Genomic DNA, 11587 nt, shown 5'->3' on the forward strand with positions numbered 1-11587 from the left:
AACGGCGCAACTCATAAACGGGTTTTCGAAGGCAGCTTATCGCTGGCGACCGCTCTGCAGTCTTTAGGGCCGGACCGAGACCCCTCCCGCCATGAAAATGATTGATCAGCGCTGTAAGCTCCGCAGCGGAAAGCGCAGTATCGCTGACGGCGACGATACGGGTTTCTGCCTGTCGACACTGCCGGAGCACGGCAGCAAGCCAGGCGTTTGCGCGAAGAGCGGCCTTCTCGACCTCGAATACATCGGTGGAAATCAGGCCGATTTCGCCAAAATTCTTGTAGACCTCGTCGAGGCTTGGCCGCAGCACGAGAAAACTCCCTCGGCGTTCACCGGAATAGTAATAATCGACACAGTCGTAATTTGTTCGCAATCAACCTGGCGCTCACCAGAAGACGAGCCGATCCGCCGATGATCTAACTACACAAATACGGATATATCATGTAAAATATAAATATAGATTGAGAATTCACTCGAATTTCTGTTCCATATATAACTAATAAATTTACAGTACGCCGATAAAATAATGAATTTTCTGATTTTTCGAATTAATAGTTCATAATGTGAAATTAAAATACAGTAAAACTTGTCGTAATAAGTGAAAATTTTCTTGAAATATATTTAAATATCGTATTATTCTTTTCAAGACTGGCTGGTCATCGTAGAACTTGCTCTAAACGTCATGCTAAGCGTTGTCCCGAAACAGCCTCCGGATCCTTGAACATTCCATAACTGTGAATGATCTTTTTCGGCAAATTTGCCTCGTAGCGCGACCTGTCCGTGGCATGGATCGCGATCGATAGTCTTCTAATTCGATGAACGATCAGCTTAGCCAAGTCTTAGAACAAACTCCGCGATGACCCCCAATTTTGCTTTGCACGCCATCTTGCAGGGTAAACCTGCCGCAATGTGGGGTATCGCTGATGGAAAATGGGAAGACGACGGCTACGGAGCCGTCTCCAAAAAAGACACATAGCGGAGATGTTCAATTCAGTTTTGACGTATTCGACACGGCCGTTTGTCGCCTCATTCACTCTCCGGAGCATATCCACCTCATCATCGGAAGAAAACTTCGTAAGCGAGGCATTATCAGCCTCAGCGACACCGAATGGATGTATGCTCGCGCAGATGCCGAGTATCAGCAACGCCTCACTGTGCCCCACCGGGAAGTCACGCTGGACGAGATCTATGGCCGGCTGTCCCGCGCGCTTGATCTGGGAGCGGAAGAAGCGCGTATCGCGTTGAAGACGGAGCTGGAGGAGGAGCTTCGCCTCATTCGACCGATCGCATCCACGCGGCAGCGCGTATCCGCGCTGATGAGGGAGAATAGTCCCACTCTCTTTCTCTCCGACACATACTTCTCATCAGCACAGGTCGAGGCGCTTCTCACGCAGTGCGGCTATCCCAAGCCGCTCGACATCATAGCATCCAGTGAAGAACTCAAGAGCAAGTTTGAAGGCACCCTCTTCGGCCATGTCGCTCGTCAAAGGGGGGGGCAGAGCGCGGTTTTCCAACACCTGGGAGACAATGTCGTTAGCGATTTGCAAAATGCGCGGGCGAGCGGATGGAATGCACAGTTATTCGCCGATTCCCACTGGATGACCCGGGAGCGCGTTCTCTTCGCTTCCGGGAACGGAGATTTTCTGTCCTCCGCCATCGCCGGCTCGGCGCGTGCCGCGCGTTTGGGTCAGGACGACCCCGTAAAGGAAGGGATATTGACCGCTGCCGCGAGCGTGGTCGGCCCGTTGTTTGCCGCCTATGTCCTGTGGATCTTGCTCGACGTTCAGGCTCGTGGTGGCCGCACAATTCACTTTCTCGCCCGCGATGGCCAGCTCATGGTTCCGATCTGCCAGCGCCTAGCCCGTTGGCTCGGCGCCGATATCGACGCGCGCTACACCTACGCATCGCGCCAGGCCTTTCTGTTGCCGGCATTGCCCGACGATGACGGAGAAATGGTCGCTCAGGCCCTGGCACTGGCCTATTACGACCACATCACCCTGTCGGAAGCCTTGACCTCGCTGAAATATTCAGACGAAGAGATCACAACGGCTTCACGCATTGCAGGAATCTCAGCTGATGCACCATCCGGGTCGTTGACGGAAAGTGAGAAAGGTGGATTGCGAGAGGCGTTGCTGCGCGCCGAACTTCTCGATCCCCTGCGGGCCCGAGTGAGAGCCGCGCGCACAGCAACGCTCGGCTATCTTGAAGCCGTGGGCATGTTCTCATCGGCGGAAGCCTACATCGTCGATCTGGGCTGGCGGGGTAATACGCAGCTGCGCCTGCAGCGAGTTGTCGGCGATCAGGTTGATCTCGTGGGCTACTATATGGGAATGAGCAATACCGTCCTCGGCCCCGAGAATAAGACCCGCATCTGGACGACCACGACGCCGTGGAAGACCTCCGTGCTTGAGGTCATGGCGGCCGCCGACCACACCAGCGTGAAAGGGTTTGGTTTTGACGAAGACGGCAAGCCGGCTTGCATGCCTCCAATCAAGGAAGACGATGTCCTGATCTCCTGGGGCGCTCGTCAGCAGCAAGCGATTGCACTTCGATTTGTCGAATATCTCATCGATGCCATCGAGCTTGAACATTACAGCCCCGAAGAGGTGTACGCGGCGCTCAAGAGCGCGGCATTGCATGCCTATCGTCACTTTCGATTGTCGCCGACATGGGCAGAGGCCGAGGCGTATGGCGGGGTTCTCCATCACGAGGACGTCAATCATGTTAAATATCGAGAACTTGCCCAGCCTGTCACGAGCATGGACATTGCGCTGTTCGCTTTGAAAAGAAAGTCCAAGGGCGCGGTTACAAGTTGGTACATGGGCTCCCTTGCTCGCTCAAAGGAGCATCTGGTGCCGCGGCTCATTTCGAAAAGCATCGATCGAACCATCGAGTTTATGGCCCGCCTCGATACGAAGCGAAAGAAACAGGCCGCCCGACGGCTGGCTCAGGCTTCTCTGAAGAATCGTTGAGAAAGGGATCGAAGGGGCAAGGCAGTTCAACCCAGCGGGCTGATCGGCACCGATGATGTGGAAACGTTCCGGCGCATGCGCTTGGAGTATTGTGTTCCCACAACAGGCTACAGGCTCTTCCCCATCATTGGCAGCACTTGCTCGCTGAACCGGCGGACCACTTTTTTCTTCTCTGCCCGCGATCTGGGTTCATGATCGTGCCCAACATTTGGGAACACGGTGAGCGCGTACTACGTCGATTCGAACCAACTTCAAAATTGGACGGGCAGCCGATAGCGATCATGTCCCCGAGCTGCAGATCGGCGCGGTCCCGTGCGAAATGATTTTGAAAAGGTGGTTGCAGCTACCGACATGGCTCTATCTCCTTTTGCGCGTGAACCTTGCTGTCCGTGGCCGCGTCATTTACCCAGCTCGCACGGCCCGGAACTTCCGCACTCTGGCATGTGATCCACACGTCCTGTCAGAGCACCAGCGCCGATGACCATTGCGTGAGTGGTCGAGGAAAAGCCAACCGCAGTTCGGACCTTCGCATGCCCGGATCGGACGGCGATCCAGTCGCGATGTCAGCAAGTCCGCGGCCAGCCAGCCGACGCGAGTTGAAATTGCGTCCAGATGGTTAGCAGGCGATTGCCGCCATTCGATCGTGTCACCGACGTTGACCAATCTGCGGCGCGCCTGCGCGCGCCTTGCAACCTCGTCAAGCAGCTCAAGGTCTTTTTCGCTAACCAGCTCGTCGCCAGCTTCCGTCAAAAAAATCCTATGCAGGGCCTCTCGCAGTTCACGGGCGTGGTTCAACTCTTTCTTCGCTTCAGGAGGTGCCCTTGTCGCCAGCAAAAGCAAGGCGCGTTGCTCTTCCTCGTCAATGACCTCAAGCCGCAGAGCCCAGGCGACCAAGTCGCTATAGCTATTCAAGAATTCCGGACCCCATCGCTCACCACGGCTATCGACCGTGTTGACGAAGTCGAGTGCGGGGTGGCCGCCGAGCAGGCTGATCTCGCCAATGTTTTTCTGTCTTGTCATCATAAGGAATATCGGATCGCGGAACGATTTGGGCAAGAGCTAGTTGTAACGGTCTATAGCATATTTAATCGTTACATGAATTGGAAACCCCATGGCCTATCGTTTGAACAGGAATCAGCTCCGCTTTCTGATGCTGTGCGTCATCTGGGGCAGCACGTGGATCGCGAGCAAAGCGGGCATCGAAGCCGTTCCACCGTTGCTTTTCGCGGCAACGCGCTTCACCGCGGCAGGGCTGTTGCTGCTTGTTTATGGCTGGATGAAGGGCGAGGCGGCGGGCTTGAAGATCGAAGATGGCATCCGGTTCATCGCCGTCAGCATATTGATGATCACTTTATGTTACGGACCCCTGTTCTGGGGCATGCAGTATATCGACACGGGCACGGCCGCGGTTCTGGAGATGTCGCTGACACCCATCGCTCTTTTGTGTTTCTCCTTGCTGTTGCGGGAGGAAAGGCTCGACGTCAGGCGGATATTGGCAATCACGCTCGGCGTATCTGGTTTGGTGGTTCTGTTCTGGCCGTCAACGGCAGACGGAAGCGGATCGAAGTCGGCAGGCTTCGATGGTGCGAGCTTATGGGGCGGCCTGGCGGTCTCATCGGCGGCGTTTACCTATGGCTACGGCTCGGTGCTGGCCCGACCGTTGCTGCGATCCTATCCAGCGGTTTTCGTTGCCGGTATCACGACGCTGTTCGGTGGCCTCGCGCTGATGGCGGCTGCACTGATATTCGAGCCGGGTGCTGTGGCCGCTGTTTCAGGAAACTGGGGCACGAGTGCCTGGACGGCTTGGTTCTTCCTTGTGATCTTTGGCTCGCTGGTCGGGTATACGACGTACATGCGGCTGTTGCGGGACATCGGCGCCTCCCGAGCGGGCAGCTATGCCTTCGTATCTCCCGTGATTGCCGTCGTGCTCGGCACGCTGTTCTTTTCCGAACAGGTTGCGGTTTCCGACGTCATTGGCATCATCGTCATGCTGACTGGCGCCTATCTCGCCATGGTCGAGGCGCCGAACGCCAGACGTGCGCCGGTCGAAAGCTGACGTTGGGGCACAATAGAAAGGCCCGAACGATGGAATACCTGAAGGCGACGCCAGAGCATGACGATATCCTGATTACGCACTACCTGGCGATCTGGGACAGTTACGGCACTCCGCAGGATCACATCTGTCTCGACCCCCAGCTGAAGGTCCGTCGTTTCATCGAAGAGGGTAGGAGCAGCTGCGAGCTTGCTACATTCATCGCGTTGGACGGCGCGACCGCTGCTGGGTCCGTCTCGTGCCAAGTTCATCTCTCCCCCTATCCGGACGTCCTTCGGCAAGATGTGCACAAGCGCGGCTATATATGGAGCGTCTTCGTAGAGCCGGCGTACCGCCGCCAGGGTATGTCGCGACGGCTGACACAGCTCGCTGTCGAATATCTTAGGTCGATCGGCTGCACTGCTGTCGTGCTGCATGCTTCGGAAGCCGGCAAGTCGGTCTACGCGTCTCTCGGCTTCCAGCCTGCCGCGGAAATGCGTCTCACGTTCGGCAAAACAAGTTCCGAGGCTCGACGTGAATGATAGCTAGAGCAGATCGCCCGGGAAGCGAGCAGCATAGCCCAGGAGATCTGGCTGATTACCGCAATTGCCGGTCGTCAGTTCGGAACTGTTCAAGAGCAGGGTACTTTGAGTAAAAGCCGTAATGGAACAAGTTCGAGCCCGCGGCTCGGACAAAGGACGCACTCTTCACCGTGGAGCGGAGTTTCGCACTGCCGACGTCGAGGTGGCAAGGTGATTGGCAACGGTGATGACATCTTCGGCGGCTTGAACCTGGAGTCGGCTTCACCCTTTGAGGAAGATCGTCAGCTCCCGAGCCACTGTTTCCGGATCTTCCCGCTGCGGGAAGTGGCCAACGTTCTGAAGGACGATCCTGTCGAAGGGACCGGAAAACCTCTTGTGGAGGTCTTCGGAAAGTTCCGGCGGATTGACGCCGTCCTCCATGCCCTGAAAGTAGAGCGTCGGAAGTGAAAGGGATCGCGTCTCCCTGATGCGGTCCTCGAGCCAGACGCTTTGTGGATCGGGCTCGGCTTCGCCCCACCGAACTCTGTAGCTGTGGAGGGTAATGGCCACCCAGTCCGGATTGTCGAAGGATCTCGACACGGTGGCGAAGGTTTCGTCGTCGAACCAACCGTCGGGGCTCCAGTTTTCCCATTGAATCCGCGCGAACCCGCGCGGATCCCTCTTGATGGCATCGGCGCCGCGCTTCGTTGCCATGAACCAATGATACCAATAGCGCTGCGCCTGCCGAAACGGCGGCGTCTTCAGTCCGCCAAAGCGCGGCAGCGAGGAAAGAAGCGCCATTCTGTCGACCCGGTTCGGCCATCCAATGGCGAGCGCTTCGGCGATGTTCGAACCCCAGTCGTGACCGACGACGGAGAACCGTTCGATCGCGAGACCGTCCATCAGGGCGATCGCGTCCATTGCGAGAATTGCGCCGTTCGCGGTCCGCAATGCCATGTCGTTCCGGAAAACGGATGCGCCGAAGCCGCGCAGGTAAGGCGCAATGAGGCGAAGGTTTCGGTGCTGCAGGTTTGACGACACAGCTTTCCAAGTGGAGGCGTCGTCGGGCCATCCGTGCAGCAAGAGAACGGGATCACCATGGTGTGCTCCGCATTCTTCGAAAGCAATCTGCAGGTCGTGAGTGTCGAGGTGCGGCATGACGATACTCCTGGTTCGATCCAGCAACACAGAAAGGCGGTACTTGGTTCCGACACCTGGAACATTGCAGCGTCACCTGAGTTGGTGCCCTGAACAGTCGCGCCCGGCACGCCGAAGAGGCAATGATGAGACCCCAGCACCCATTTCCGATCAGCCGACGATCCGTCCTTGCGGCGGCAAGCACGATGCTCACGGCGTCGGTCTTTCCCATCGCCGCCTGGTCGGCTTCGAACATGCAGGAGAACACGCATATGGACGATCCCACGACGAAGTACCCGAAGCCGCCGTTCCAGAAGCAGAGCCAGCCGTTTCCCGGCCTTGCCGGCAAGATGAACCCCAAGCCGGATCATGGCGAGACCTCCTACAAGGGTTCGGGCCGTCTCGTCGGACGCAAGGCGCTGATCACCGGAGGGGATTCCGGCATGGGACGCGCCGCAGCCATCGCCTACGCTCGCGAAGGCGCAGACGTCGCCATCAACTATCTTCCGGACGAAGAGCCCGATGCGAAGGAAGTCATCGCGCTTATCGAGAAGGAAGGCCGCAAGGGCGCGGCGCTGCCCGGCGATCTGCGTGACGCCGCCTTCTGCGAAAAACTCGTCGACGAAGCAGTCAAGGCGTTGGGTGGTCTCGACATTCTCGTGAATAACGCCGGGCGGCAGCAGCAGGCCCAGTCAATCGACGACATCACCTACGAGGCCTTCGATGCGACGATGAAGACCAATATCTATGCGACGTTCCTCCTGACGAAAGCGGCCCTCAAGCACATGAAGCCAGGATCGGCGATCATCCAGACGACATCGGAGCAGGCCTATGACCCCTCGGCTAACCTCATCGACTACGCGATGACCAAGGCGGCAATGATGAACTTTACCAAATCGATGGCGAAGCAGCTCGGTCCGAAGGGCATTCGCGTGAACGGCGTCGCGCCTGGTCCGATCTGGACGCCGCTTCAGGTCAGCGGCGGAGCGACGATGGAAAAGCTCGAAAAGTTCGGTGGCGACACGCCAATGGGCCGTCCCGGTCAGCCCGCGGAACTCGCATCGATTTACGTGCAGCTTGCGGACGCGCAGGCGAGCTACGCCACCGGACAGGTCTACGGCGCGGCGGGCGGCGGCGGCCAGCCGTAAAACTCGTCCGCTTCTGGGCGATCAAGATGGGCCTGCGCGAAGGCGAGGCTCTTTTCCCTGAAGGACACGGCGGAATGTCTGGTTTCCAGGATGTATGTGATGAGACATCTTTGTATTGAGGGAATGCCGATAGCCGCGAGCGAGCAGCTATCGGCGTCGGTCAGGAGAATCGAAAGGAAGGCGGCGAGCCCTTCCAGTGCTAAAACCACCCATCATTTGGAAAGTTCCTGGTAACTATTGAAAGAGATGTGTCCGTCTCTTTACTCATCAGTTTAGCCTATATTGCGATCCTTCAGCTCCAGGGTCCAGAACCGCGAGAAGCTGCGAACAGCTGCCTTGGTTGCGGCGTAGGCGCTGAATGCTGGCAGCCCCATAACGTTCGAGACCGAAGAGTTCAGAATGATCGATCCCCTGCCTTTGAAAATGGGAAGGGCCTTCTGCTTCACAGCGAAGGTCTGTTCAAAATGGGGCCTGGTAGCTCCCGTTAGCGGCGCGACTGTACTCTCAGCTCCTAGTTCCGACCTGCTTCTTGTTTGGCAAAGACGCCGATCGTCGCCGCGATGATCCCGGATGCTGCCGCAATGGCCATCGCCCAGCGCGGGCTTTCGTGGTCGGCCACCCAGCCGACAATGGGCGCTCCGATCGGTGTGCCACCAAGCGCGATGCCGACGCGCAGCGCCATCACCCGCCCCCGCATCGCAGTCTCAGTCGAAAGCTGCATCAGGCTGTTGGTGGCGTTGGTGAAGGAGAGTGCGGCAACGCCGATGACGACAAGCGCTGCGGCGAAGAGCCAATAGCCGGGCGCGAGTGCTGCCAGCTCGCAGCCGAGGCCGAACACGGTGGCGCTGAAGATCAGATTGCGGAATTCGATGCGGTCGCGGCCGGCATTCAGGAATGCGCCGGTGATCGTCCCGACCGCCATGATCGACGACAACAGCCCGTAGCCAGCGGCACCGGCATGGAAGATGCGCACGCCCATTGTCGAGACGAAGATCGGAAAATTCAGGCCGAAGGTGCCAATGAAGAACAGCATGAACAGGATCGCCACGAGATCGGGGCGGCCGCGGACATAGCGCAGGCCCTCGACAAAGCGGCCCTTGCCACGTGGCGCCCGTCTGTTCGGCCGCAGCTCTGACAGCCGCAGCAGCATCAGAGAAATCAGGACAGCCAGGAAGGATGCGCCATTGGCGAGAAAGCCCCATCCGGTGCCGACCGTGGCGATCGCGACGCCCGACACGGCCGGGCCGATCATCCTCGCGAGATTGAACGACATGGAGTTCAGCGCCACCGCATTCGGCAGATCGTCGTCGCCGACCAGCTCCGCGACGAAGGTCTGGCGGACCGGCGCGTCGAGGGCAGCCGCGCTGCCGAACAGGAAGGCGAAGACATAGACGTGCCAGAGTTGCACCAGGCCCGTGACGGTGAGAATACCGAGCGCCAGCGCGAGCGCGCCCATCGTCGCCTGCGTCGCCATCAAGAGCTTGCGCTGGTTCAGACTGTCGGCGGCAAGACCCGACCACGGAAGCAGCAGAAACTGCGGCGCAAACTGCAGAGCCATGACGATGCCGACAGCCGAGCCGTTATGCCGCGTCAGTTCGGCGAAGACCAGCCAGTCCTGTGCGGTTCGCTGGACCCAGGTGCCGATATTCGACACGAGTGCGCCCGCCGCCCAGAGCCGGTAATTGTAGTGGCGGAGCGACCGGAAAGTCCGCAGCGTCTGTCGCGTCATTGTCGTTCCGGCGCGTTACCGCCATGAAACCGGCCGAAATGACGCGCGCAAAACAGGGCGATGGCGAAAGCCCCGAGGCCCGCGGCGGCGACATCCGTGGTGCCATCCCAATTTACGCTGCCAAAGCGAATGAGAAGCAGATAGGCCAGTACGAGATTGGCGAAGCCCCACAGGACATTGACGGTCGACGATGACAGGCCTTCGCCGGTAGGGTCGGCGAAGGGCGATTGGAAGGGCCGGCCGAGAACGCCGCTGACGAGATGCGGAATTGCATTCATCAGAAAGGCACCGCCGGCAAGAAGCGAGAGAGTATGAAGGAGGTTCATCCTTAAGCGTTCCGCTTTGCGAGTTCTGTCATGATCTCTTCCGTCCTGGCGGTTTCGCCGAGCCGGGGAAAGACGTTCTTGATGCTGTAGGCATGGGCCTCGGGCCGGGTTTCGGTCATGGCGTCGATCGCGAGCGCGACATTGTATCCGGCCTCGAAGGCCTGCCGCGCGGTCGCCTCGACCCCGGTTCCGGTCGCGACGCCGATGACCACGACCTGCGTGACGCCGAGGGATTTGAGACGGGCGTCGAGGTCGGTCGTCGCAAAGGCGCCCCAGCTGTATTTCGTCACGACGAGATCGCCGGGCTGCCGGTCGAGCTCGGGAATGAAGTCCGTAAAGCCGTCCGGCAGCGGGCCGGTGTGGCGCCTGGGCTGCTCCGTGCGTCCCGGCGCGGTGCCGGCGGCGTTGACGAGGACGACGGGCAGATCGTGGTGCCGGAAAGCTCGAATAAGCGCTACGGCGCGGTCGATAACGGGGGCGATCGGTTCGATGAAGGCCGCGCTCATGACCCCTTTCTGGAGATCGACCACGATCAGAGCGGTCTGTGGATCCAATGCGGTCAGGGCCATGGAATATCCTACGGTGGGAGGAAGGAAAGGACGGTCTAATCCTGCTCGACCAGGCGCTGCAGCAGGCCGATGGCGGCCAGCACCTGGCCTTGCTCTTCGGGCGAAAGCCTGGCTTCGATGGTCCGGCTGAGCCAGTCCTGGCGGGCGGCGCGGCCTTCCTGGATCAGGCGGCGGCAGCGGTCCGTCAGCGAGAGAATGGTTTGCCGGCCATCCGAGGGGTCGGGCATTCCTGAGACGAGGCCCATCGCATCTAGCGCCGAGAGTAGCGCGCCCATCGATTGCGGACGCATGCCTTCTGCGCGCGCCAGCGCCGAGGTGGTCATCGGCCCTTCCTTTTCCAGCCGGACGAGGGCCGATGCCTGGCTTTGCGTCAGGTCTCCGGCATGGCCCTGCTCGCGCAGCTTGCGCTTCAGCTTGCTTGCGAAGCCTCTGAGCTCTTCGGCGACAGTGGAGGCGAGGGGTGATTTGGCGGCGTTCTCGATCATGGCAGTATCTCTACCATATATGAAGCTAAACTGTAAAGATTAACTTCATACACCATCCGCGCCAAGAGCGGGCGCGATGAAGGCACGGGAGATCTATGTGCCGAATTTGCATATCGATACACTGAAGATGAAGAGCCTGAACTTTCAATGATATGGCAAGCTCGACTTATCTTTTGTCGATGCCTTACGCCGGCTGCAGCCAACGCCACATAGAGTCCAGTCAAATTGTCTGGTGATCGACATCGAGGTTGACTCCGTCTAATCTCTGTCCGAAATGGTGTGGCATTCGCGCATATTTCCCCACAAAGTAGAAAAATCGGCTTGGCAAACTCGAATTTGTCCGGTAAGTAGTTTCCATCGCTGCAAATCAATCAGAGGAGGCGTTGCATGACACCAGCATTCATCGAAACGCCTCCGTCCGGAATGACCCGACACTAGAGTCAGGACTCGTTGATCAGAGCCAGAAGATAACGGTTGCAGCGAGAGCGATGGCGGAAAGAAAAGCCATTGGGCACCTGTCATAGCGCGTAGCGACACGCCGCCAATCCTTGAGACGCCCGAACATGATCTCTATTCGGTTGCGCCGTTTATAGCGGCGTTTGTCGTATTTGATGGTCGTGGTCCGGGATTTCCGACCGGGAATGCAGGGAGTGATCCCCTTCGCCTGTAAC

At 58.6% G+C, this 11587-nt stretch carries 11 protein-coding genes and 2 pseudogenes; 4 read left to right on the top strand and 9 right to left on the bottom strand.

Annotation, left to right across the window (positions count from 1 at the left end):
- A pseudogene (locus ACYJRZ_RS31405) lies at positions 1 to 307 on the bottom strand (hypothetical protein); the annotation flags it as partial.
- 613 nt (positions 308 to 920) lie between these two features.
- Between ACYJRZ_RS31405 and ACYJRZ_RS31410 the strand changes: the two are divergent.
- Positions 921 to 2969 carry a hypothetical protein gene (locus ACYJRZ_RS31410; protein ID WP_459465372.1) on the top strand — a complete coding sequence of 683 codons (2049 nt, stop codon included), beginning with the start codon at positions 921 to 923 and terminating at the stop codon, positions 2967 to 2969.
- A gap of 402 nt (positions 2970 to 3371) precedes the next feature.
- Here the strand turns inward: ACYJRZ_RS31410 and ACYJRZ_RS31415 are convergent, their stop codons facing one another.
- Positions 3372 to 3992 (bottom strand): CGNR zinc finger domain-containing protein, encoded by a 621-nt coding sequence (locus tag ACYJRZ_RS31415; protein ID WP_459465374.1) that lies wholly within the window; start codon positions 3990 to 3992, stop codon positions 3372 to 3374.
- A gap of 88 nt (positions 3993 to 4080) precedes the next feature.
- Between ACYJRZ_RS31415 and ACYJRZ_RS31420 the strand changes: the two genes are divergently transcribed.
- Positions 4081 to 5025 (top strand): DMT family transporter, encoded by a 945-nt coding sequence (locus ACYJRZ_RS31420; protein ID WP_459465376.1) that lies wholly within the window; start codon positions 4081 to 4083, stop codon positions 5023 to 5025.
- Positions 5026 to 5054: 29 nt separating this feature from the next.
- Positions 5055 to 5543 (top strand): GNAT family N-acetyltransferase, encoded by a 489-nt coding sequence (locus tag ACYJRZ_RS31425; protein WP_459465378.1) that lies wholly within the window; start codon positions 5055 to 5057, stop codon positions 5541 to 5543.
- 261 nt (positions 5544 to 5804) lie between these two features.
- On the opposite strand, the gene ACYJRZ_RS31430 is transcribed toward ACYJRZ_RS31425, so the two are convergent.
- A complete protein-coding gene (locus ACYJRZ_RS31430; RefSeq protein WP_459465380.1) occupies positions 5805 to 6680 on the bottom strand; it encodes an alpha/beta fold hydrolase in 876 nt (291 codons plus the stop codon).
- 125 nt (positions 6681 to 6805) lie between these two features.
- On the opposite strand from ACYJRZ_RS31430, the gene ACYJRZ_RS31435 reads away from it, so the two are divergent.
- On the top strand, positions 6806 to 7807 hold the full coding sequence (locus ACYJRZ_RS31435; protein WP_459465392.1) for an SDR family oxidoreductase: 1002 nt from the start codon (positions 6806 to 6808) through the stop codon (positions 7805 to 7807).
- Positions 7808 to 8085: 278 nt separating this feature from the next.
- Here the strand turns inward: ACYJRZ_RS31435 and ACYJRZ_RS31440 are convergent.
- The 6 genes and pseudogenes from ACYJRZ_RS31440 to ACYJRZ_RS31465 form a co-directional block, all read right to left on the bottom strand.
- Positions 8086 to 8307 (bottom strand): annotated as a pseudogene (locus ACYJRZ_RS31440) (SDR family NAD(P)-dependent oxidoreductase); the annotation flags it as partial.
- 11 nt (positions 8308 to 8318) lie between these two features.
- Positions 8319 to 9536, bottom strand: coding sequence for an MFS transporter (locus ACYJRZ_RS31445; RefSeq protein ID WP_459465382.1), 1218 nt, complete (start codon positions 9534 to 9536; stop codon positions 8319 to 8321).
- The gene (locus tag ACYJRZ_RS31450) at positions 9533 to 9862 is read right to left on the bottom strand and encodes a hypothetical protein (RefSeq protein WP_459465384.1); all 330 of its coding nucleotides are present in this window, start codon (positions 9860 to 9862) and stop codon (positions 9533 to 9535) included. Before ACYJRZ_RS31450 ends, ACYJRZ_RS31445 begins: the two co-directional genes overlap by 4 nt.
- A 2-nt stretch (positions 9863 to 9864) precedes the next feature.
- Positions 9865 to 10431: a cysteine hydrolase family protein gene (locus tag ACYJRZ_RS31455; protein ID WP_459465386.1), complete on the bottom strand. Its 567-nt coding sequence runs from the start codon at positions 10429 to 10431 to the stop codon at positions 9865 to 9867.
- A gap of 35 nt (positions 10432 to 10466) precedes the next feature.
- Positions 10467 to 10916: a MarR family winged helix-turn-helix transcriptional regulator gene (locus ACYJRZ_RS31460; RefSeq protein WP_459465388.1), complete on the bottom strand. Its 450-nt coding sequence runs from the start codon at positions 10914 to 10916 to the stop codon at positions 10467 to 10469.
- A 454-nt stretch (positions 10917 to 11370) separates the two neighbouring features.
- On the bottom strand, positions 11371 to 11587 hold a 217-nt coding region (locus tag ACYJRZ_RS31465; RefSeq protein ID WP_459465390.1), incomplete at its 5' end, for a transposase.

It is taken from the genome of Rhizobium sp. No.120, assembly GCF_054558365.1.

Coding starts and splice junctions, on each gene's coding strand:
- ACYJRZ_RS31415 (WP_459465374.1), bottom strand. CDS start 3,992: ATGATGACAAGACAGAAAAACATTGGCGAGATCAGCCTGCTCGGCGGC.
- ACYJRZ_RS31425 (WP_459465378.1), top strand. CDS start 5,055: ATGGAATACCTGAAGGCGACGCCAGAGCATGACGATATCCTGATTACG.
- ACYJRZ_RS31460 (WP_459465388.1), bottom strand. CDS start 10,916: ATGATCGAGAACGCCGCCAAATCACCCCTCGCCTCCACTGTCGCCGAA.
- ACYJRZ_RS31435 (WP_459465392.1), top strand. CDS start 6,806: ATGAGACCCCAGCACCCATTTCCGATCAGCCGACGATCCGTCCTTGCG.
- ACYJRZ_RS31455 (WP_459465386.1), bottom strand. CDS start 10,431: ATGGCCCTGACCGCATTGGATCCACAGACCGCTCTGATCGTGGTCGAT.
- ACYJRZ_RS31450 (WP_459465384.1), bottom strand. CDS start 9,862: ATGAACCTCCTTCATACTCTCTCGCTTCTTGCCGGCGGTGCCTTTCTG.
- ACYJRZ_RS31445 (WP_459465382.1), bottom strand. CDS start 9,536: ATGACGCGACAGACGCTGCGGACTTTCCGGTCGCTCCGCCACTACAAT.
- ACYJRZ_RS31410 (WP_459465372.1), top strand. CDS start 921: ATGGAAAATGGGAAGACGACGGCTACGGAGCCGTCTCCAAAAAAGACA.
- ACYJRZ_RS31430 (WP_459465380.1), bottom strand. CDS start 6,680: ATGCCGCACCTCGACACTCACGACCTGCAGATTGCTTTCGAAGAATGC.
- ACYJRZ_RS31420 (WP_459465376.1), top strand. CDS start 4,081: ATGGCCTATCGTTTGAACAGGAATCAGCTCCGCTTTCTGATGCTGTGC.